The sequence below is a fragment of the Paracoccus denitrificans genome (assembly GCF_900100045.1).
In the GTDB taxonomy this organism is placed as follows: Bacteria; Pseudomonadota; Alphaproteobacteria; order Rhodobacterales; family Rhodobacteraceae; genus Paracoccus; species Paracoccus denitrificans.
In genome coordinates this window covers 177,219-198,963 of sequence record NZ_FNEA01000003.1, presented here as the reverse complement: position 1 = coordinate 198,963, position 21,745 = coordinate 177,219, and the positions used below count along the sequence as shown (strand labels likewise).

The following is a 21,745-nucleotide window of genomic DNA, read 5'->3' as shown; positions in this document are numbered from 1 at the left end:
TCGCAAGCGCAAGCCGGAAACGCGAAAGGGCGCCGCCGGGGCGCCCTTTTTCATGGCCCTGACCGGGGCGTTACCCGATCAGCGGCGCGCCCGAGCCATAGGTCTCGCGGTAATGGCGCTCCAGCCGCATCAGGCCAAGGCGCAGCACGATCTTGCCCGAGCGGGCCGACCAGCCCAGCCGCCGCTCGGTCATCTCGATGCCTTCCAGAAAGCAGCAGACCCGCAGGCACAGGTCGCCCATGCCGGGGCCCAGTTCGCGCAGCGCGGCGGCGACGCGATTGCGCGCGCCTTCGGAACCGCCGCCATGGCCGGCGGACATGCGCGAGACATCGATCCCGGCGGTCAGGAAACGGTCCCAGTTCTGCGCGATGCGCGGACCCATCTGCGCCAGTTCGAAATCCTCGCGCAGACGCTCGCCGGCCGCGACCAGTTCCGGCGCAAGAAAGGGCCGCCCATCCGGCTCGCGCCGCCGCGCCAGCATCAGCAGCGGGCTTTCGGCGATACTGACCCGGGCGCGGCGACGGCGGCCGTCCTCGGGGTCGGCGATCTCGCGTTCATCCCATTGCCGATGCCGGTCGGCATGATCGAAGGCGGTCGCCTCGACCGGGGCGGCAAGGGCGAAATCCTCGCCCTGCGGCAAGGCGTTGCCGCGCCGGGCGGCCAGCATCGCCCGCAGCGCCTCGCGCCCCTGGGCCGAGATCGCATAGCGGCTGACCCTGCCCTGCCCCAAAAGCTGCACCCAGGCGCGGATCGCCATATGTTCGGCCAGTTCGCGGTCCAGGATCGCGGTGCGGATGTCGTCGCGCACGACGATGGCCTTGTCCATGCCGTCGGCCACGACCAGCTGGGCGCCCGGCTCGGCCAGTCGGCGCAGGATGCGGCCGATCTGCTTCATGCCCGTCCGCCCCGGCGAGGCCGGGCCGGCACCCCTGCCCTTTTCCGCCGCCCGCTCGACCGCGCGATCGACCAGCGGATCGTCGCGGCGCGTCTCGAAGCGGCGGATGCGGCGCAGGATCGTCGAGGCATGGCAGCCCGTCTCGCGCGCCAGCGAGCGGATCGTTTCCCCGCCCTCGACATGGCGCAGGTAAAGCTTGAGATTGCTGTCCTCGGCCTGTTGGACGGGCGAGGGTTCGGGCGGATCGCAGTCCGAGGACTCGGTGCCGGCCAGCGGGCCGGCAATCAGGGCGTCCGGGGCGAACTCTCCCGTCAAAATCGTCATGGTCATTCCTTCGCTTCCTGCGAGGCGAGTGGGCAAAACTCGCCCATGGGTTGTCCGTCGCTCCTGTCCGGCGAACCGGGATCAGGTCGAGATGCGGCAATATTTGCTAAGATTTCCTAAAGATTCCTTGCCGCTGCGTGCGCAGGTCGGGCTCGGCGCGCAACACACGTTCAGGTTGCGAATAATTTTTCCGAATTCGACCGGCAGAGGAAATCGCCATGACGATGATGGAGAATGTGATCGCGTTTCAACCGCGCCTCGGCCAGCCGCAACTGAGCCGTCCGCGCCTTCTGGTGCGTGCGGCCCGGGCGGGGCTGGCGGGTTGGAGCCGGCGGCGCGACCTGCGCCGGGTGTTGAAATGCGATGCGCCGCCGCCGGCCGGCATGGCGCTGGCGCGGCTGCTCGCCGAGGAAGAGCGGCTCGACCTGTGCCGACGCCAAGGCATGGCCGGCTACGACATGCACCGCCACATCATGCTGCTGATCGCGATTCTGGCCGAGACGGCCGAGGCCGCGCCCCGGCCGGTCCTCAAGCCGGTCACTTGCCCCTGAACAGCGAACCCAGCACGCCGCGCACCAGTGCCTGCCCGCTCTTGGTGCCCAGTTGCCGCGCCAGGCTCTTGCCGAAGGTCACGGCGATCGAATCGCTGTTCGAGCGGCGTGCGCGCGGCTTGGGCTCGGCCGGAACCCGCGCGCCGGGGTCATAGCGCCGCGCACGGGTATATTCGCGATCCATTTTCCACAGATCGTCATCCGCGCCCTTGGCCCCTGCCCCGGCGCTGTCCGCGGCGGCAGCCTCGGCGCGCTTCGCCAGGATCTCGGCCGCCGATTCCCGGTCCAGCGCCTGGCCGTATTTCAGCGCCATCGGCGAGGCGGCATTGATCGCCGCGCGCTCGGCATCGGGGATCGGGCCAAGCCGCGACAGCGGCGGGCGAATCAGCGTGCGCTGCACGACGCCCGGCACCCCCTTGGCCTCCAGAAGCGAGGTTACCGCCTCGCCGGTGCCGACCGCCTGGATCGCCTCGGCCGTGTCGAAATCCGGGTTCGGGCGATAGTTCTGCGCCGCCAGCCGCAACGCCTTCTGGTCCTTGGCGGTAAAGGCGCGCAGTGCGTGCTGGACGCGGTTGCCCAGCTGCCCCAGCACCGATTCCGGCAAGTCGGCCGGGTTCTGGCTGATGAACCAAAGACTTACGCCCTTGGAACGGATCAACCGCGCCACCTGCTCGATCTTGTCCACCAGCGCCGGCGGCGCGTCGTCAAAGAGCAGATGCGCCTCGTCGAAGAAGAAGGCGATGCGGGGCTTGTCGGGGTCGCCCACCTCGGGCAGTTGCTCGAAAAGTTCCGACATCAGCCATAAAAGGAAAGTGGCATAGAGCCGCGGCGCATTCATCAGCTTCTCGGCCGACAGGATGTTCACCATGCCCTTGCCCGAGGCATCCAGCCGCATCATGTCCGCCAGTTCCAGCGCCGGCTCTCCGAACAGCCGGTTGCCGCCCTCGTTCTCCAGCACCATCAGCGCGCGCTGGATGGCGCCCACCGAGGCGGTCGAGACATTGCCGTATTTCAGCGACAGTTCCTTGGCGTTCTGGCCGACCCAGACCAGCATGGCCTGCAAGTCCTTCATGTCCAGCAGCGCCAGCCCCTGCTCGTCGGCGACGCGGAAGGCGATGTTCATCACGCCTTCCTGCGCATCGGTCAGCCCCAGCAGCCGCGACAGAAGCAGCGGCCCCATCTCGGCCGGCGTGGTGCGGACCGGATGGCCGCGCTCGCCCCAGATATCCCAGAAGGTGACGGGGAAATCCTGATAGTCCAGCGCCATGCCGATGGTTTCGGCGCGCTTCTGGAAAGCGTCATGCAGCTTGCCGTTCGGATCGCCGGGCCCGGCGATCCCGGCCAGGTCGCCCTTCACATCGGCCATGAAGACCGGCACGCCGGCGCGCGAAAACGATTCGGCCAGCGTTTGCAACGTCACCGTCTTGCCGGTCCCGGTCGCGCCGGCGATCAGCCCGTGGCGATTGGCATATTTCAGCAATAGCACCTGCGGCAACGCGTAATCCGCCCCACCGCCACCGACGAAGACCGTTCCGGCGTCCAGATCGACGATACCTGTCATGTTTCCTCCACGGATCGGCAAAAAAGCGCAAGGCTAGGACGAAAGGACAATACAACCGCAAGGAATTTGTGCCAGTCTGTTCCTTGCCGGACCCCGCATCGGCGGATGGCCGGCTTCCTCCCTGTTGGACTGCCGCGCCTTCGGGCGCGGCATTTTTTCGCTCACGGTGCCTGCCGTCCGGGCAATTCCCGGACTGGTCGCGCCGATGTCATATTTGACCTTTAGGACAGTTGACGGCTTCGCCCGCTGCATCTAGCCTTCGGCGCAATGATGACCGGCCAGTCCGGCAGGGAAGGTAGACATGGGGATCCGGGGCAGCGTTCTTGCGCCCCGGATCCTTGCATTTCCGGCCGGGGCTGTCCCGTCTGGAACATATCCCGCATGATTGCCAACGCAAAGGTGACGTCGTGCGATGCGATCCGCCCTGACAAGGCGCGATGCCCATGTTAGGACCGGGGCCGATGCATGGACCAAAGGAAGAGAACATGGTCAACAGGACATCCGCGGCACTGGTTGCCGCCCTCTTTGCGCTGGCGGGCACGACCTCCGGCGTGATGGCGCAAGACGCAAGCACCGAGACTCCGGCCCAGCCCGCTGCCGAGGCCCCCGCGGCCGAAGCGCCCGCAACCGAAACGCCCGCGGCCGAAGCACCTGCCGCCGAGCCGGCCGCCGAAGCGCCCGCTGCCGAGGCGCCTGCCGGCGAAGCCGCACCCGAGGCGCAGGCCGCCGAGAGCGACGAGCCGCAGGTCGGCCAGCCCTATGCCAGGTCGACCCATGGCGACTGGACGTTGCGCTGCATGAAGACCGAGGACGGCAAGGACCCCTGCGAGCTCTACCAGCTGCTCAGGGACGACAAGAATTCCCCGGTGGCCGAGGCTTCGGTCATCCCGATGACCGGCAACGTGCAGGCCGTGATCACCTTCATCGCGCCGCTCGAGACCGATCTTCAGGCCGGGCTTGGCCTTCAGGTCGATTCGGGCAAGGAATCGCGCTATCCCTTCCTGCTTTGCGCCCAGGTCGGCTGCGTGTCGCGCATCGGCATGGCCGAGTCCGATCTTGGCCCGCTGAAGCGCGGCAAGGCTGCCACCCTCTCGCTGCTGCCCTTCGGCGCGCCGCAGGAACAGATGGTCAAGCTGCCGCTGTCGCTGAGCGGCTTCACCGCCGGCATGAACGCGCTGGTCGAGGCGAACAAGGATCTCGCCGCCGCGCCGGCTCCGGCTGCCGCTCCTGCCGAAGCGCCCCAGCAATAAGCCAGATGAAAAAGGGGCGCCCAAGGCGCCCCGAGAGGATCGGGCCGGGTCATCCCCGGCCCTTTTTCATGCGCTCATCCCACCGGCAGAGCGACAAAGCGCGGCTCGCCCGCGCGGCGCACCATGACCAGGATGGACTTGCGCCCGGCCTCGCGCGCCTCCTTGATGCGCCCCTCCAGATCGGCCAGCGTCGCGACCGGCTGCTGGCCCGCCTCGGTGATGACATCGCCCGCGACCAACCCCTTGTCGGCGGCCGCGCCGCTTGGGTCGACCGATTGCACGACCAGCCCCTGCATGTCGCGCGAAACCCCCAGCTCGGCGGCGATTTCCGGCGTCAGCGGTGCCAGCGTCATGCCCATCACGTCGCTCGCGGTTTCCTCGGCGCTGCTGACCTTGCCGCTGCCGGTGCCCTCGGCCAGCTCGCGCCGACCCAGCGTCACCTGCAGCTCGACCGGCTCGCCCTCGCGCTGGACCACGACCGCGACCGCCTCACCCACCGGGGCGTCGGCCACGCGGCGCACCAGATCGCGCGGATCCTTGACCTCGCCGCCGTCGAAACTGGTGATGACGTCGCCGGCCTTCATCCCGGCATCGGCGGCCGGCCCGGCGGGCACGTCGGTGACCATGGCCCCCTTGGCCTCGGACAGGCCCAGCGATTCGGCGATGTCGTCGGTCACCGGCTGGATCTTGACGCCCAGCCAGCCGCGCCGGGTCTCGCCGAACTCCTCAAGCTGCTCGACCACCTTGCTGACCACGTTCGAGGCCATCGAGAAGCCGATGCCGATCGAGCCGCCATTGGGCGACAGGATCGCGGTGTTCACCCCGATCACCTCGCCATCCAGGTTGAAGAGCGGCCCGCCCGAGTTGCCCCGGTTGATCGCCGCGTCGGTCTGGATGAAATCGTCATAGGTGCCCGAAAGTGCGCGATTGCGCGCCGAGACGATGCCGGTCGAGGCCGAAAAGCCCTGCCCCAGCGGGTTGCCGAGCGCCAGCACCCAGTCGCCCACCCGCGCCCTGTCGCTGTCGCCGAACTTGACGAAGGGCAAGGGATCGTCGCTTTCGACCTTGAGCACGGCGACGTCGGTCTTGTCGTCCTTGCCGATCACCTGGGCAGGCAGTCGTTTTCCCGAAAAGAACTCGACCTCGATCTCGTCGGCGCCGTCGATGACATGGTTGTTGGTCACGATCAGCCCGTCGGGCGAGATGACGAAGCCCGAACCCAGCGCGTTCGAGCGTTGCTCGCGCTGCGGCCCGCGCTGGAAGGGATTGCCCTCGCCCGGCGGGAAGCCCGGAAAGCCGAATTCGCGGAACAGGTCGCTGAACGGGCTGCCCTCGGGCAGTTGCGGCCCGCGCGCCAGGGGCGTCGAAACGGTCGAGGTGGTGGTGATGTTGACGACCGCCGGGCTGACCTTTTCGACCAGGTCGGCAAAGCTTTCCGGCATCACCTGTTGCTGGCGCGCCTGGCTGTCGGGTGCGGTCAGCGGCTCGTTGCTGTTTGCGGCTTCCTGTGCGGCCTCTGCGCCGGGCGTCGCCGGCTCCTGCGCGAAGGCCGGCGTCAGCGCCATGAGCAAGGCAAGGCTGGACGCAGTCAGGAAATGGCGGGAAGAGGGTCTGTTCATCTGGATTGTCTCCTTCCATGCCGGGGCGGCGCTACCCGGTCTCCTGGCAATATGCTCATGTTCAAGGGGATTTTCGAGCCCGTTGCAAATGAACCACGCTCGCAAAGAATGAACTGATCGTGACTTGCAGGCAATGCCGGGCGTAAGTGCCGGAGCATAAAAAAGTTCCGCGGCCCAAGGGACGCGGAACAGGTTTCATCGCAGCGATGATCTTCAGTTCAGCCGCGGCGCCTCGCCCGCGCAAAGCAGCGTGACCAGGGTCGAGGCGCCGCGCATCTCGATGCCCGCCACATCCATCGGCCGGCGGTCCATGCCGCCGCCCAGCATCTCGACCCGGCCGCCGCCCTGAAAGGCTTCGTCCAGAAGCGGCAGGACCGCATCGCCCCGCAACTCGGCCTCGACCCCGCCGGGAATCGGATGGATGGCGGCGGGGGTGATGCGCCTGGTGCCGACGATCAGTTCCATGTCTTGCCCCTGTTCGTTTCGGAAAGGTCCGGCCGCGCGCTGCGCCCGGACCCGGCCCGGACCTGGATCGCCCTCAGCTGCAACCGCTGGTCGCGCCGCAGGTGTTGCACTTCATGCAGGTGCCGTTGCGGACCAGCGTATAGTTGCCGCATTCGCCGCAGGGATCGCCCTCATAGCCCTGCATCCGGGCCTTGGCACGCGCGTCCATGGTCACGACCCCCACCGCCGCCGCCCCTTCTGCGGTCGAGACCGCCGCGACCGAGACGCCGGCCTGAAGCGCCACCAGATCCTGCGGCAGCCGCTTGCGCAGATAGCCGGTCGAACTGATCTGCTTGAGCATCTCCAGCGAACGCGAGGCGCCCTCGCTGACCGGCGCGACATTGGGCTGGCTCTCGGCCTCGCCGCCGCCCAGGTCGTCGAAACGCGCGCCCTGCGGCTTCACATGCGCCAGATCCGTGCGGTCCAGATAGGAGACCGCCAGTTCGCGGAACACGTAGTCCAGGATCGAGGTCGCGTTCTTGATGCTGTCATTGCCCTGCACCATGCCCGCCGGCTCGAAGCGGGTGAAGGTGAAGGCGTCGACGAATTCCTCCAGCGGCACGCCATATTGCAGGCCCACCGACACGGCGATGGCGAAATTGTTCATCATCGCCCGGAAGCCCGCGCCTTCCTTGTGCATGTCGATGAATATCTCGCCCAGCTTGCCGTCGTCGTATTCGCCGGTGCGAAGATAGACCTTGTGCCCGCCGATCACCGCCTTCTGGGTATAGCCCTTGCGGCGCTGCGGCAGCTTTTCGCGATGGTTGCGCACCGCCTCCTTGACGATGATCCGCTCGACGATCTTCTCGGCCAGGACCGCGGCCTTTTCCTGCGCGCTGCCGGTGGCCAGGATCTCCTCGGCCTCCTCGTCGTCCTCGACCAGCGCCGAGGCCAGCGGCTGCGACAGTTTCGAGCCGTCGCGGTAAAGCGCATTGGCCTTGATGCCCAGCGACCAGCTCAGCTCATAGGCGGCCAGCGCGTCGGCGATGGAGGCCGAGTTGGGCATGTTGATGGTCTTGGAGATCGCGCCCGAGATGAAGCTCTGCGCCGCCGCCATCATGCGGATATGGCTTTCCACCGACAGATAGCGCGTGCCCTTCTTGCCGCAGGCATTGGCGCAGTCGAAGACCGAATAGTGCTCGGGCTTCAGATGCGGCGCGCCCTCCAGCGTCATGGTGCCGCAGACATGGTCGTTCGCCGCATCGATCTGCGCCCGGGTAAAGCCCAGGTGCCGCAGCAGGTCGAAGGTCGGGTCGTTCAGCCTTTCCGCCGGGATGCCCAGCGTTTCGCGGCAGAAGGCTTCGCCCAGCGTCCACTGGTTGAAGACGAAGCGGATGTCGAAGGCCGAGGCCAGCGCCGCATCGACCTTTTCCAGCTCGCGCGGGCCGAAGCCGTGGCCGATCAGGCTGGCATGGTTGATGCCCGGGCAGTTGCCAAGGCTGGCATGACCCACCGCATAGGCGATGATTTCCTCGATCTGGGCCGAGCCGTAGCCCAGCGTCTCCAGCGCAGCGGGGACCGAGCGGTTGATGATCTTGAAATAGCCGCCGCCGGCCAGCTTCTTGAACTTCACCAGCGCGAAATCGGGCTCGATGCCGGTGGTGTCGCAATCCATCACCAGCCCGATGGTGCCGGTCGGTGCGATCACCGTGGCCTGGGCGTTGCGATAACCATGCGCCTCGCCCAGCGTCAGCGCCTCGTCCCAGGCGCCCTGCGCCAGCGCCACTAGGCGCGGATCGGGGCAGTTCGCGGTATCCAGTTCCACCGGGCGCACGTTCACGCCCTCATAGGCGCCTGTGCCATAGGCGGCCGCGCGGTGGTTGCGGATCACCCGCAGCATGTGCTGGGCGTTCTTGCCATAGCCGGGGAACGGCCCCAGTTCCGCCGCCATCTCGGCCGAGGTGGCATAGCTCACCCCGGTCATGACCGCAGTCAGCGCACCGCAAAGCGCCCTGCCCTCGTCGCTGTCATAGCCAAGGCCCATGTTCATCAAGAGCCCGCCGATATTGGCATAGCCCAGGCCCAGGGTGCGGAAATCATAGCTGCGCTGCGCGATCTCCTTGCTGGGGAACTGCGCCATCATGACCGAGATTTCCAGCGTGACTGTCCACAGCCGGCTGGCATGCACATAGCCGTCGGCGTCGAATTCCTTGCCGCTCCAGAAGCTCAGCAGGTTCATCGAGGCCAGGTTGCAGGCCGTATCGTCCAGGAACATGTATTCGCTGCACGGGTTCGAGCCGCGGATCGCCCCGTCCTCGGGACAGGTATGCCAGGCGTTGACGGTGTCGTGGAACTGGATGCCCGGATCGGCGCAGGCCCAGGCGGCATGGCCGATCTGGTCCCATAGCTCGCGCGCCGAGACGGTCTTGGCCACCTTGCCGTCGGTGCGCCGGACCAGTTCCCAGGGCAGGTCGTCGCGCACGGCCCGCAGGAAGGCATCCGTCACCCGCACCGAGTTGTTGGAGTTCTGGCCCGAGACCGAGACATAGGCTTCCGAGTCCCAATCGGTATCGTAGGTCGGGAATTCAATCGAATCAAAGCCCTGCCGGGCATATTGAAGAACCCGGTTGATATAGGTCTCCGGGATCATCACGCGTTTTGCCGAACGGATGGCCGATTTCAGCACAGCATTCTTCGCCGGATCGGTGGCATCCTCGACGCTGCCGTCCCATTCGCGGATGGCGGCAAAGATGGCATTCAGCTCGCGCTCATGCATCTTCGAGCCCGCCACCAGCGAGGCGACCTTCTGCTCTTCTATGACCTTCCAGTTGATGAACTGCTCGATGTCGGGGTGATCCATGTCGCAGATCACCATCTTTGCCGCGCGCCGGGTCGTTCCGCCCGACTTGATCGCGCCGGCTGCGCGGTCTCCGATCTTCAGGAAGCCCATGAGCCCCGAAGATTTCCCGCCGCCCGACAGTTTCTCGCCCTCCCCTCGCAGGGACGAAAAATTGGTGCCCGTGCCCGAGCCGTATTTGAACAGCCGCGCCTCGCGGACCCACAGGTCCATGATGCCGCCCTCGTTCACCAGGTCGTCGGCGACGGACTGGATGAAGCAGGCATGGGGCTGGGGATGCTCATAGGCGCTGTCCGACCGGACCAGCTTGCCCGTCTTGTAATCGACATAGAAATGGCCCTGGCCGGGACCGTCGATGCCATAGGCCCAATGCAGGCCGGTGTTGAACCATTGCGGGCTGTTCGGCGCACCCATCTGCGCCGCCAGCATATGGCGCATCTCGTCGTAATAGGCGCGGGCGTCGTCCTCGCTGGAAAAATACCCGCCCTTCCAGCCCCAATAGGCCCAGGCGCCGGCCATCCTGTCAAAGACCTGGCGGGCGCTGGTCTCGCCGCCGAAGCGCGCCTCCTGGGGCAGTTTCGCCAGCGCCTCCTCGTCAGGGACCGAGCGCCACAGGAATTCCGGCACGCCCTTCTCCTTGACGCGCTTCAGACGCGCCGGCACGCCGGCCTTGCGAAAGTATTTCTGGGCGATCACGTCCGAGGCGACCTGGCTCCAGCCCTGCGGCACCTCGACCGAATCGTTGCGAAACACGACGGTGCCGTCCGGGTTGCGGATCTCGCTGGTGGTGGTGGTAAAGGAAAGCGCGCCGTAAGCCCCGCTCTCGGCCGTGGTGAAGCGCCGTTCGATCCGCATGCCTTGACTGTCCCCTTCATCCGTCCGGGCCGCGCGCCGCTCCGCCGCCGCACCGCAAAATGCGGTCCCGGCGACCGGATAGTCCGGCACCCCGAAAGCCATTTTTCTGATCTCTGCCGCTTGCCGCCTGACCGGATCGGATGTCGAGAGGGACACAAGATCTGGTGGCGCCGCCGGCCTGAGCCACAAATTGACCCGAGACATGCCGCATTTCAATCAAAATTTTTACTGGACACCGGCCCCGTTTCCGGCCCCCTGACGGCACACCAGATTCGCTGCAACTGCATTGTTAACAAGTGGCAAATTCCGGCGGGAGGTGAAAAGCCAAGCGATCTGCTGGGGTTCTTCGCAGCCGCTCACCCATTTTCCACAGGCTTATCCCCAGCAGGCAGGCATCAGGGTTGCAATTTCGTTCCCATATTCGCGCCCTGGGTTTTTTCCGGCTGCGGCATGATGACACCCCGGTCGGTGATGATCAGGTCCAGCGGCTGGTCGGTCGCCTCGGCCGGAATGGCGCGAATCTCCTGCACGGCATAGGCCAGCCCGATCGCCGCGACCGGTCGCTGGGCACGCAGGCCGGCTAGGGTCCGGTCGTAGAAGCCGCCGCCATAGCCCAGCCGGTGGCCCGCGCGGTCGAACCCGGCCAACGGCACGATCAGCACCTCGGGGACCAGCACCGGCGAATCGGTCGGGGGATGGCTGGTGCCGAAGCGGCCGGGCTCCAGCCGGCCGTCATAGGCCCGGAACTCCAGCGGCCGCGCCGGACCCGTCACCACCGGCAGGCAGACCGGCCCCTCATGCGCCGCCATGGCCGGGCGCGGATCGGCCTCGCCCCGCATCGGCCAATAGCCGGCCAGCACCTTGCCGCGATGGGGCGCCAGCGCCGCAATCAGATGGCGCGTCAGCGCGGCGTCGTCGCCGCCCTGCGCGCGTGCGGACAGTGCCGCCTGGCGCAGCCCGCCCTTCACACCAGCACCCATGACGCCAGCCCCAGGAAGGCGAAAAATCCCATCATGTCGGTCATGGTGGTCACGAACGTCCCCGAAGCCAGTGCCGGATCGAGGCCAAGCTTGCTCAGCCCCAGCGGGACCAGCACGCCCCCCATTGCCGCGACGACCTGATTGGCGATCATCGCCATGCCCAGCACCAGCCCGATCTGCAGGCTGCCCAGAATGATCGCGCCGGCCAATGTCAGGATCAGGGCCAGGCCGACGCCGTTCAGCAGCCCCGCAAACAGTTCGCGCAGGATCACGCGGCGGGCATTGGCGCTGGTCAGTTCGCGCGTGGCAAGCGCACGCACCGCCACGGCCAGCGATTGCGTCCCCGCGATCCCGCCGGTCGAGGCCACGATGGGCATCAACGCCGCCAGGATGACAAGCTGCGCCAGCGTCGATTCGAAGCGCGAGATCACCAGCGCGGAAAGTGAGGCGGTGCAAAGGTTGATCACCAGCCACGGCAGGCGCTGGCGGGCCGTCTGGAAGGGGCCGTCCGAAACGTGGCTCTCGTCCGAGACGCGGGCCATGCGCAGAAAGTCCTCCTCGTGCTCCTCGTCCAGCACCGACATGGCGTCGTCGATGGTGATGACGCCCACCAGCCTGTCGTCGTCGTCCACCACCGGGGCCGAAATCAGGTGATACTTGTTGAAGGCATAGGCCACGTCGCCCTCGTCCTGCCGGGCCGAGATGGTGCGAAAGCTGTCCTCGGTGATGTCGCGCAGCAGCACGTCGCGGCGCGAGGCCAGCAGCTTGCCCAGCGTGACATAGCCGGTGGGGTGACGACGCGGATCGACCAGCACGACATGATAGAACTGGTCGGGCAGCCATTCCTCGCCGCGCAGGAAGTCGATGGTCTCGCCCACGCTCCAGTGCCCGGGCGCGGTGACGACCTCGGACTGCATGAGGCGGCCGGCCGAATATTCCGGCCAGGTCAGCGAGCGTTCGACCGCGGCGCGGTCGGATTCGTCCAGCGCGGCCAGGATCGCCTGCTGCTCGGGCGCCTCCATGTCCTCGATCAGGTCGACGACGTCGTCGCTGTCCATCTCGCGGACGGCCTCGGTCAGCACCTCGTGCGGCAACTGCTCGATGACCTCGTCGCGGATGGATTCGTCGATCTCGGACAGGATCTCGCCGTCGATCTCGCCCGAATAGAGATTCAGGAATTCGCGCCGTCGCGGCGGCGTCAGCTGCTCGATCAGGTCGGCGATGTCGGCGGCATGCACCGGCTCGAGCAGCGCATCCAGCGTCGGCCCGTCGCCATCGTCGATGGCCTTGTTGATCGCATCGAGATCCTGCCGGCTCAGCTGGAAATCGGTTTCGGGGACATCCGTCTCGGCTTCGCGCGGCTCGGTCATCGGCTGGCTCCTCGGGGTTCGGGTCTTGCGACGAGGATTGCGGTCTGGGCAAGTCGGTCGGAGAGGCACCATAAGGGGCCTGCCTCCGGGCCTCAATCGCCCTTCAGCAGGGCTAGCGCCTCGGCATGTAATTCATGTGACCCCGCGGCCAGGATCGTGCCGCCGCCATGCGCGGGCCCGCCCTGCCAGTCGGTCACCACGCCACCCGCCGCCTGCACCACGGCGATGGGCGCGACCACGTCATAGGGTTGCAGCCCGGCCTCGATCACCAGATCGACATGGCCCGCGGCCAGAAGCGCGTAGGCATAGCAGTCGAGCCCATAGCGCACCAGCCGCGCCCGCGCCGCGACGCGGGAAAAGGCGGCATGTTCGGCGGGGCTGCCGACCTCGGGATAGGTGGTCATCAGCGTCGCCTCGGCCAGCGCGACCCCCTGCCGCGCCCGCAGCGGGCTGGTCCCATGGCGCGAGATCAGCCGCGCGCGGCCCAGCCCGCCCTCGAAGCGCTCGTCCAGATGCGGCTGATCGACGATGCCATAGACCGGGCCTTGAGCGTCGCTGAGCCCGATCAGCACGCCCCAGCTTGGCGCCCCGGCCATGAAAGCTCGGGTGCCGTCGATCGGATCAAGAACCCAGGTCAGGCCGCTTTGTCCGTCCCGGCTGCCGTATTCCTCGCCCAGGATGCCGTCCTCGGGGCATTCGACGGCCAGGATGGCACGCATGGCGCGTTCGCTGGCCCGATCGGCTTCGGTCACCGGATCGAACCCGGTGGCGGATTTGTTGTCGGGCCGCAGCGCCGGGCTTCGGAACAGGTTCAGCGTCTCGGTGCGGGCCGCATCGGCAAGGCGATGCGCCACGGCCACGATCCGCTCGGCCCCTTCGACAGGATTGGTCTTGTTCGCGCTTGTCATGACCTGCACCCCGGATATGCTTCGGGCGCAGGTTTAGCCGCAGTGTCCCGCAAGCGAAAGCCCCGGAACGGCGGCTGGTGTCAGGCCGCGTCCGACAGCACGCGGGCGAGTTCGAAGATCTGGCGCCGCTGCGCCTCGGGCATGGCGTAATAGGCGCGCACCAGTTGCAGTGCTTCCTTGTCGGCCAGGATGTCGCCCTCGACCGCGTTATGCACATGGCCGTCCTCGAGCCCTTCGAAGAAGAAGCTGACCGGCACGTCCACGGCCTGCGCGATGTCCCAAAGCCGCGACGCCGAGACGCGGTTCATCCCGGTCTCGTATTTCTGGATTTGCTGGAACTTGATCCCGACCTTTTCGGCAAGCTGCTGCTGCGTCATGCCGATCATCCATCGACGATGACGGATTCGCTTTCCGACATGGACATCCACGTTATGTTTCATGGTAACACCTCACTCAATCTAAACGGGCGCTACACCACATTACCGCGATTTTCGAGGTCGATAATGGCCACTTGTCCAAAAAGACAATCGCTCGCAAACGCCGAATGTCTATGGCCGAACCCCCGGGAAACATGGAAGAAAGCGACCCAGGCAACATGGCGGCAGGATGGGAGGAATCATGCGGACGACGTGGAAAATGATGCAAATCAAGACAATGTCGGGCTCGCCTGTCGCGGGTGAGATGACGCTGGCCCCGCCCGGCCCGGGCGAGGTGCTGGTCGGCATGCGGGCGGCCGCGCTGAACTTCGCCGACCTGCTGATGACCGGGGGGCGCTATCAGGAGACGCCGCCCCTGCCCTTTGTCCCGGGCCTCGAAGGTGCGGGCGAGATCCTGGCCGCGGGCGAGGGCGTGGCCTTGGCGCCGGGCACCCGCGTCGTCGTGCAAAGCCAGGGCACCATGGCGCAGGCCAACCTGTTTCCCGCCGAATGCTGCCACCCGATTCCCGACGCGATGAGCTATGAAGAGGCGGCGGGCTTCCTGATCGCCTATGGCACTAGCCATTTCGCCCTGACCCTGCGTGCCGGACTGCGCGCGGGCGAGACCCTGGCCGTTCTGGGTGCTGCGGGCGGCGTCGGGCTGACGGCGGTCGAGATCGGCGCCGCCCTTGGCGCGCGCGTCATCGCGGTGGGGCGGGGCGACGGCAAGCTTGCGGCGGCGCGGGCCGCGGGCGCCACGGATTGCATCGACAGCGGGACCTGCCCCGACCTGCGCGCCGCGCTGCGCGATCTGGGCGGCGTCGACGTGGTCTACGATCCCGTGGGCGACGCGCCCGGCGAGGCGGCCTTCGGCGCCCTGCGCCCCGGCGGCCGCTTCCTGGTCATCGGCTTTGCCGGCGGCAAGCCCCCGGCCCTGCCCCTGAACCACGCCCTGGTCAAGAACATCGCCATCCACGGCTTCTATTGGGGCGGCTATCGCAAGCTCGATCCCGTATTGCTGGAACGGGACATCGCCTCGCTTTTCGCGCTTTACGAACAGGGCCGCCTGCGCCCGCATGTCGGCGTCACCTTGCCGCTGGAGCGGCTGGCCGAGGGTTACGAACTGCTCGAAACCCGGCGTTCGACCGGCAAGGTGATCATTAGCATCTGAAATTTTCGTCAGAGGGCGGCAAAACCGACGGTTGCGCATTGAAAAACCGGCGTCCTTTGCCAATATCTGCGTGGATGGTGGGCCATCCGGGCCGCACCGCGATTTTCGACCGGGGAGAACCTATGCAAGACTACAATTCGATCCGCACGGCCGGGACCGCGACGCGCTCGGCTGCCGTGGATGAGGGCCTGCGCGCCTATATGAACAAGGTCTATGGCCTGATGGCCGTGGGCATGCTGGTCACTGCCGGCGCCGCATGGGGCATGGCGGGGCTCGCGCTTTCCGACACGCCCACGCAATGGGCGCTCGGCAACGGCCATTACCTGACCGAGTTCGGCAAGACGCTGTATCTGTCGCCCCTGAAGTGGGTGGTGATGTTTGCGCCGCTGGTCATGGTATTCGCCTTCGGCGCCGCGTTGAACCGGCTGTCGGTGCAGGGTGCGACGACGCTGTTCTATGCCTTCGCCGCGGTGATGGGCATCTCGATCAGCTGGATCTTCGCGGCCTATACCAGCTTCTCGATCATCCAGACCTTCCTGATCACCGCCATCGCCTTCTCGGGGCTGTCGCTTTACGGCTATACGACCAAGCGCGACCTGTCGGGGATGGGCACCTTCCTGATGATGGGCCTGATCGGCCTGATCGTCGCCATGATCGTGAACATCTTCCTGCAATCCAGCGCGATGCAGTTCGCCATCTCGGCGATCGGCGTGCTGATCTTTGCCGGCCTGACCGCCTATGACACGCAGAACATCAAGAACACCTATCTGCAACTGGCGAATTCCGACCGCGACTTCCTGGGCAAGGCCGCGATCATGGGTGCGTTGCAGCTTTACCTGGACTTCCTGAACCTGTTCATGTTCCTGCTGCAATTCCTCGGCAACCGCGAGTGATCGCGGAATAGCAAAATGGATCATGGGGCCGGGCATTCGCCCGGCCCTTTGCGTTCCGGCCGCCGGCCCGGGATGGCGCGCAGGCGATCCCCACCGGATGGCATCGGCCCCCCGCACCATGCCGGGCCCCGCCGACGGTGTCCCTGGCGGCGGCCTGCGCGATCCGGCTGAGGCCGTTTTCCCGGCCCGGCATCAATGCCCTGCCGGCCGATCTTGCGGCCCGCGCGGGCTTCCCCTACATCAGAGAGAACAAAGAAAGGATCCGCCATGGCGATGGAAGCCCAGGATATCGAAGCCCTGATCCGCGCTGCATTTCCGCATGCCAAGATCACGATCACCGACCTTGCCGGAGACGGAAACCATTATGCGGCCGAGGTGATCGACGAAAGCTTCCGCGGCCAGAACCGCGTGCAGCAGCAGCGCGCCGTCTATGCCGCCCTGCAGGGCCATATGGACGGGCCGAACGGGGCGCTGCACGCGCTTGCGCTGACCACCAAGGCACCCGAGTAAGATCAACCGCAAGCGTCGCGTCGTGGCGGCGCTTCAGCAAGGACCAGCAGAATGACCGATGCACGCCAGCAGATCCAGGAGACGATCGACGGAGACGATGTCGTCCTGTTCATGAAAGGGACCAAGGAAATGCCCCAATGCGGCTTTTCAAGCCGCGTGGCCGGGGTGCTGAACTACATGAACGTCCAGTATCGCGACGTGAACGTGCTTGCCGATGACACGATCCGGCAAGGGATCAAGGATTTCTCGGACTGGCCCACCATCCCGCAGCTCTATGTCAAGGGCGAGTTCGTCGGCGGCTGCGACATTGTCACCGAGATGACGCTGTCGGGCGAGTTGGACCAGCTTTTCGACAAGGCGGGCGTGACCTATGACAAGGACGCCGCCGAGAAGATCCGCGAGGCGAACGCCTGACGGCAGGCGCGCATCCCGCATCCTGGACATGAATGACCCCGCCAATGGCGGGGTCATTCGTTTGTCGGCGCGGCGCGGCCGAAGCGCTCAATGGCGGCCGTCATCCCAGTCCTCCGCCTCATCCGGCTCGTCGCGATGGCGCCGGGCCTGCAAGCGCGAAGCAAGGGTCATGCCCACCGCAAAGGCGCCGATCAGCGGCGCGATGGCCGCCGCCCGCGACTGCGAGGCGCCCTGGACCTGTCCCGCAGCGCGGCGCAGCGCATCGGGCGGCAGGCCCAGCTTGCGCGCCGCCCCCTCGCCCGCCCGCCGCGCGGCGCCATAGACGCGAGCCTCGGCCCGGTCGGCCATGCGGTCGGCCTTGTAGGACAGGCTGTCGGTCACCGAATGCACCCGCTGCTCGGCCTGTTCCATCAGCAGGCTGGCCTTTTGCGAGGCACGCTCCAGCGCCGCATCCGCCGCGCCTGTGGCCTTTCCGATGGCGACATCGGCGGCAAGCATCAGCCGCTGCTCGACCTCGGCCTTCAGCTCGTCGGTGGTCGGGACGGGATGGCGCTCCCTTTTCGCCACCAGCATCACGACCAGCCCGATCAGGACGAAGCCGATGCCGATGGCCAGAGAGGCGCCAAGCGCCCCCCAGCCCAGATGATGGGCAAGCCAGGTCCACAGCGCCGCCAGCAGGAAGCCGGCCCCGATCAGCAGGGCCACCCCCGCCCCGGCGCCCAGCCCGGCGCGGCGCAGCCTGTCGGTCAGGGCAAGCTGCAGGTTCCTGGTATAGTCGAACATCGAAAGCTCAGCGGCGCGCGATGATCAGGCCCAGCAGGAAGCCGACGCCGGCCGCGATCCCCAGCGCCTGCGCCGGATGGCGCCGCACCATGTCCGAGACCTCGTCGTAATATTCCTCGGCATGGGCAGCGACCTCATGCGCCTGGCGTTCGCCCTGGCGATAAAGCCGGCGGGCCTCGTCGCGGGCGCGCTCGGCATATTCATGGCCGCGCTCGCGCACCGTGTCCGCATATTCGGCGCCGCGTTTCTTGGCCGTTTCGACGAATTCGGCCCCCTTCTCGCGGGCGGTCTCGTAAAGTTCGGCGCCGTGCTCGCGCGCGGTCTCGAGGGCTTCGTTGGCCTCGTCGGCCGCACGGCGGGCGTGACGGCCCACATCGTCGGCGGCATCGCGCGCCTTGGCCTTGATTTCGTCGGCGGTGGCTTCGTGGTTCGCCATGATATTGTCCTTTCACAGGGCTGTATCGGTTTTCGGAAGGCAAACCCCGAAGGGGCGCAGATCGTTCCCGCGCCCGCCCCGATTTCCCGCGCCCCGCCTCAGAACGCCGCGTCGAAGGCGGGAATCAGCCGCGCCAGCGTGCCCTCGACATCGCCAAGCTTGTCCAGCCCGAACAGCCCGATGCGGAAGGTGCGGAAGCCCTCACCCTCGTTCACCTGCAAGGGCACGCCCGCGGCGATCTGATAGCCGGCGGCAAGGAACTTGCGGCCGCTTTGCACCTCGGGATCGTCGGTATAGCAGACCACGACCCCCGGTGCGGCAAAGCCCTCGGCCGCGACCGAGCGCAGCCCGCGCCGCGCCAGTTCCGAACGCACCGCATCGCCCAGCCGCCATTGCGCCTCGCGCGCCGCCTCCAGGCCGAAATCGCGCGTCTCGTTCATCGCGTCGCGCAGGCCCAGAAGCGCGTCGGTCGGCAGCGTGGCGTGATAGGCATGGCCGCCGTCCTCGTAAGCCTTCATGATCGCGCGCCATTTCTTCAGGTCCAGCGCGAAGCTGTCGCTGACCGTGGTCTCCAGCCGCTCGACCCCGCGCGGCGACAGCATGACCATCCCGGCCGAGGGCGAGGCCGACCAGCCCTTTTGCGGGGCCGAGATCAGCACGTCCACGCCGGTTTCGCGCATGTCCACCCAGATCGCGCCCGAGGCGATGCAGTCCAGCACCATGATCGCGCCGACCTCATGCGCGGCATCGGCCAGCGCCTTGATGTAGTCGTCGGGCAGGATCATGCCCGCCGCCGTCTCGACATGCGGGGCGAACACGGCATCGGGTCGGGTGTCGCGGATCTTGGCCACCACCTCGTCGATGGGCGCGGGGGCGAAGGGCGCGCGGGGCTCGTTGCCCTGCGGCCGGGCCATCATCACCGTGGTCTGGCGCGCAAAGCCGCCCGCCTCGAAGATCTGGCTCCAGCGATAGCTGAAAAAGCCGTTCCTGACGATCAGCGCATGGGCGTCGCGGCCGAACTGGCGCGCCACCGCCTCCATGGCGCAGGTGCCGCCGCCGGGGACCAGCGCCACGGCCTCGGCGCCATAGACCTCGCGCAGCATGGCCGAGATGTCGCGCATCGCGCCCTGGAATTTCTGCGACATGTGATTGAGCGAGCGGTCGGTGAAGACGACCGAGAACTCCTGCAATCCCTCGGGGTCCACATCGGGGCGAAATCCGGGCATGGCCGATCCTTTCTGCTGGTTTCACAGCAAGCCTAGCGCGGCCCGCAGGCATGGGCCAGCCCCGCGGAAGGTCGCAGCCCCCCTTGCCCGCGCCCGCCCTCGCGACTAGCTTGAAGGCGAACAACCGACAGGCCAATCCATGCGTATCGGCATTCTCAAATGCGGCCAATCGCCCGAGGAGCTTCGCGGCGATCTGGGCGATTACGACACCATGTTCGAACGCCTTCTTGCCGGGCGCGGCTTCGAATTCTCCAGCTATCACGTCGAGGACATGGAGTTCCCGCAGGGCGTCCATGACGCGCAGGGCTGGCTGCTGACCGGCTCGCGTCATGGCGTCTACGAAGACCACGCCTTCATCCCGCCGCTCCAGGACTTCATCCGCGCCGCCTATGCCGAGCATGTTCCCTTGGTCGGCATCTGCTTCGGGCACCAGATCATCGCCCAGGCGCTGGGCGGCGCGGTGATCAAGCACCCGGACGGCTGGGCGGTGGGCGCGCAGGACTACGATTTCGGCGGCGAGAGGGTCACGCTGAACGCCTGGCACCAGGATCAGGTGATCCGGCGGCCGGAAGGGGCCGAGGTGCTTGCCCGCAACGCCTTTTGCGAAAACGCCGCGCTCATCTATGACGACCGCGCTTTTTCCGTGCAGGCACATCCCGAGTTTTCCGACAGCTTCATCGAAGGGCTGATCGAGCATCGTGCCCGCGGCACGGTGCCCGAGCCGTTGCTGGACAGCGCCCGCGCCCGCATGGGCACGCCGCGGCAATCGACCGGCATCGCCGACCGGATCGAGGCGTTCTTCAAGGATCCCGCCGCTTTCCGGGCACAGACGCAAATCCGGCAGGGGGCCGCATGAAACCGCATTGGATCGACGAAACCCCCTCGGCCGCGCAGGACTACGTCGCCGGGCGCCGGCTGGACGAGGTGGAATGCATCGTCGCCGACATCGCCGGCGTGGCGCGGGGTAAGGCCATGCCCGCCTCGAAATTCGCGCATCAGGAACGGTTCTACCTGCCGAACTCGATCTTTCTGCAAACCATCACCGGCGATTGGGCCGACAACCCCTCGGGCGCCTTCACCGAGCCGGACATGATCCTGACGCCGGACTTTTCGACCGCGACGGCCGCGCCCTGGACAGCGGACGTGACTTTGCAGGTCATCCACGACGTCTCGGACCAGTCGGGCAACCCGGTGCCCATCGCGCCGCGCAACGTGCTCAAGCGCATCGTGGACCTGTATCGGCAACGCGGCTGGCGCCCCATCGTCGCGCCCGAGATGGAGTTCTTCCTGGTCGCGCGCAACATCGACCCGAACCAGCCGATCATGCCGCCCATGGGCCGCTCGGGCCGCCGCGCCGCCGCCAAGCAGGCCTATTCCATGTCGGCGGTGGACGAATATGGCAAGGTCATCGACGACATCTACGACTTTGCCGAGGCACAAGGGTTCGAGATCGACGGCATCCTGCAGGAAGGCGGTGCCGGCCAGGTCGAGATCAACCTGAACCACGGCGATCCGGTCGCATTGGCCGACCAGATATTCTATTTCAAGCGGCTGATCCGCGAGGCCGCGCTGCGCCACGATTGCTTCGCCACCTTCATGGCCAAGCCCATCGAGGGCGAGCCGGGCAGCGCCATGCATATCCACCACTCGGTCGTCGGCATCGACGACGGGCGCAACATCTTTTCGGACGTGCAGGGGCGCGAGACCCCGGCCTTCATGCATTTCATCGCCGGGATGCAGAAGCACCTGCCGGCGGCGGTGGCGCTGCTGGCGCCCTATGTCAACAGCTATCGCCGCTATGTCCCTGATTTCGCAGCACCGATCAACCTGGAATGGGGGCGCGACAACCGCACCACCGGGCTGCGCGTGCCGATCTCTCGCCCGGAATCGCGGCGGATCGAGAACCGGCTGGCGGGCATGGATTGCAACCCCTATCTGGGTCTCGCCGCCAGCCTCGCCTGCGGCTATCTGGGCCTGGTCGAGGCCGAGGCGCCGCGCGCCGAATGCCTGGGCGACGCCTATATGTCGCAAGACGAGCTGCCCTATAACCTGGGCGACGCGCTGGACCTGATGGATGAGAACGCTGCGATGCGCGAGGTGCTGGGGGCCGAGTTCATCGCCGTCTATCAGGCCGTAAAGCGCAACGAATACAAGGAGTTCCTGCAAGTCATCAGCCCGTGGGAACGCGAGCATCTGCTGTTGAACGTCTGAATCGGCAGGCTTGGGAGATTCGCGGACCGCCGGAATGAGTATTTGAAGAACGAAGAAGGCCAGGGCCGACG

General features: G+C 66.8%; 20 protein-coding genes. 8 read left to right on the top strand and 12 right to left on the bottom strand.

The annotated features are described in order from the left end of the window. Window positions 1-70: 70 nt before the first annotated feature. Window positions 71-1,225 carry a DUF6456 domain-containing protein gene (locus BLT64_RS03435; RefSeq protein WP_011747697.1) on the bottom strand — a complete coding sequence of 385 codons (1,155 nt, stop codon included), beginning with the start codon at window positions 1,223-1,225 and terminating at the stop codon, window positions 71-73. Window positions 1,226-1,437: 212 nt separating this feature from the next. Between BLT64_RS03435 and BLT64_RS03430 the strand changes: the two genes are divergently transcribed. Continuing rightward, a complete protein-coding gene (locus BLT64_RS03430) occupies window positions 1,438-1,770 on the top strand; it encodes a DUF6477 family protein (RefSeq protein WP_011747698.1) in 333 nt (110 codons plus the stop codon). Here BLT64_RS03430 and BLT64_RS03425 read toward each other — a convergent pair. Then, window positions 1,757-3,331, bottom strand: a complete 1,575-nt coding sequence (locus BLT64_RS03425; RefSeq protein ID WP_011747699.1) for a helicase HerA-like domain-containing protein — start codon at window positions 3,329-3,331, stop codon at window positions 1,757-1,759. The genes BLT64_RS03430 and BLT64_RS03425 overlap by 14 nt on opposite strands. Before the next feature lie 485 nt (window positions 3,332-3,816). On the opposite strand from BLT64_RS03425, the gene BLT64_RS03420 reads away from it, so the two are divergent. Continuing rightward, window positions 3,817-4,581 (top strand): invasion associated locus B family protein, encoded by a 765-nt coding sequence (locus BLT64_RS03420; RefSeq protein ID WP_041530164.1) that lies wholly within the window; start codon window positions 3,817-3,819, stop codon window positions 4,579-4,581. 74 nt (window positions 4,582-4,655) lie between these two features. On the opposite strand, the gene BLT64_RS03415 is transcribed toward BLT64_RS03420, so the two are convergent. The 7 genes from BLT64_RS03415 to BLT64_RS03385 all read right to left on the bottom strand — a co-directional run bounded on the left by BLT64_RS03415 (window position 4,656) and on the right by BLT64_RS03385 (window position 14,054). Then, complete coding sequence (locus BLT64_RS03415) at window positions 4,656-6,200, bottom strand: DegQ family serine endoprotease (protein ID WP_074810343.1); 1,545 nt, start codon at window positions 6,198-6,200, stop codon at window positions 4,656-4,658. 213 nt (window positions 6,201-6,413) lie between these two features. Beyond that, window positions 6,414-6,665: a hypothetical protein gene (locus tag BLT64_RS03410; RefSeq protein ID WP_011747702.1), complete on the bottom strand. Its 252-nt coding sequence runs from the start codon at window positions 6,663-6,665 to the stop codon at window positions 6,414-6,416. A 73-nt stretch (window positions 6,666-6,738) separates the two neighbouring features. Further along, window positions 6,739-10,356 (bottom strand): vitamin B12-dependent ribonucleotide reductase, encoded by a 3,618-nt coding sequence (locus BLT64_RS03405; RefSeq protein WP_011747703.1) that lies wholly within the window; start codon window positions 10,354-10,356, stop codon window positions 6,739-6,741. Window positions 10,357-10,751: 395 nt separating this feature from the next. Beyond that, complete coding sequence (locus tag BLT64_RS03400) at window positions 10,752-11,336, bottom strand: 5-formyltetrahydrofolate cyclo-ligase (RefSeq protein WP_011747704.1); 585 nt, start codon at window positions 11,334-11,336, stop codon at window positions 10,752-10,754. Beyond that, window positions 11,321-12,706 carry a magnesium transporter gene (gene mgtE, locus BLT64_RS03395; RefSeq protein WP_041529841.1) on the bottom strand — a complete coding sequence of 462 codons (1,386 nt, stop codon included), beginning with the start codon at window positions 12,704-12,706 and terminating at the stop codon, window positions 11,321-11,323. Before mgtE ends, BLT64_RS03400 begins: the two co-directional genes overlap by 16 nt. A 92-nt stretch (window positions 12,707-12,798) precedes the next feature. Continuing rightward, window positions 12,799-13,614, bottom strand: coding sequence for an inositol monophosphatase family protein (locus BLT64_RS03390; RefSeq protein WP_011747706.1), 816 nt, complete (start codon window positions 13,612-13,614; stop codon window positions 12,799-12,801). An 80-nt stretch (window positions 13,615-13,694) separates the two neighbouring features. Further along, complete coding sequence (locus BLT64_RS03385; RefSeq protein WP_011747707.1) at window positions 13,695-14,054, bottom strand: helix-turn-helix domain-containing protein; 360 nt, start codon at window positions 14,052-14,054, stop codon at window positions 13,695-13,697. Window positions 14,055-14,232: 178 nt separating this feature from the next. Here BLT64_RS03385 and BLT64_RS03380 point away from each other — a divergent pair, with 178 nt between their 5' ends. The 4 genes from BLT64_RS03380 (at window position 14,233) to grxD (ending at window position 17,018) form a co-directional block, all read left to right on the top strand. Further along, a complete protein-coding gene (locus tag BLT64_RS03380) occupies window positions 14,233-15,201 on the top strand; it encodes an NADPH:quinone oxidoreductase family protein (protein ID WP_011747708.1) in 969 nt (322 codons plus the stop codon). A gap of 122 nt (window positions 15,202-15,323) precedes the next feature. Beyond that, entirely contained in the window at window positions 15,324-16,094 is a 771-nt protein-coding gene (locus tag BLT64_RS03375; protein WP_011747709.1) for a Bax inhibitor-1/YccA family protein, read from the top strand. 267 nt (window positions 16,095-16,361) lie between these two features. Then, window positions 16,362-16,604 carry a BolA/IbaG family iron-sulfur metabolism protein gene (locus BLT64_RS03370; protein WP_011747710.1) on the top strand — a complete coding sequence of 81 codons (243 nt, stop codon included), beginning with the start codon at window positions 16,362-16,364 and terminating at the stop codon, window positions 16,602-16,604. Between the two features lie 51 nt (window positions 16,605-16,655). Continuing rightward, entirely contained in the window at window positions 16,656-17,018 is a 363-nt protein-coding gene (gene grxD / locus BLT64_RS03365; RefSeq protein WP_011747711.1) for a Grx4 family monothiol glutaredoxin, read from the top strand. Between the two features lie 87 nt (window positions 17,019-17,105). Here the strand turns inward: grxD and BLT64_RS03360 are convergent, their stop codons facing one another. From BLT64_RS03360 to BLT64_RS03350, 3 genes are all read right to left on the bottom strand, one after another. Beyond that, the gene (locus BLT64_RS03360; protein ID WP_074810340.1) at window positions 17,106-17,801 is read right to left on the bottom strand and encodes a phage holin family protein; all 696 of its coding nucleotides are present in this window, start codon (window positions 17,799-17,801) and stop codon (window positions 17,106-17,108) included. Window positions 17,802-17,808: 7 nt separating this feature from the next. Further along, window positions 17,809-18,237, bottom strand: coding sequence for an ElaB/YgaM/YqjD family protein (locus tag BLT64_RS03355; RefSeq protein ID WP_011747713.1), 429 nt, complete (start codon window positions 18,235-18,237; stop codon window positions 17,809-17,811). A gap of 98 nt (window positions 18,238-18,335) precedes the next feature. Beyond that, window positions 18,336-19,463, bottom strand: coding sequence for an aminotransferase class V-fold PLP-dependent enzyme (locus tag BLT64_RS03350; protein WP_074810337.1), 1,128 nt, complete (start codon window positions 19,461-19,463; stop codon window positions 18,336-18,338). Between the two features lie 139 nt (window positions 19,464-19,602). Here BLT64_RS03350 and BLT64_RS03345 point away from each other — a divergent pair, with 139 nt between their 5' ends. Further along, complete coding sequence (locus tag BLT64_RS03345) at window positions 19,603-20,319, top strand: type 1 glutamine amidotransferase (protein WP_011747715.1); 717 nt, start codon at window positions 19,603-19,605, stop codon at window positions 20,317-20,319. Beyond that, window positions 20,316-21,674 (top strand): glutamine synthetase family protein, encoded by a 1,359-nt coding sequence (locus BLT64_RS03340; RefSeq protein WP_011747716.1) that lies wholly within the window; start codon window positions 20,316-20,318, stop codon window positions 21,672-21,674. Before BLT64_RS03345 ends, BLT64_RS03340 begins: the two co-directional genes overlap by 4 nt. Window positions 21,675-21,745 lie beyond the last annotated feature (71 nt).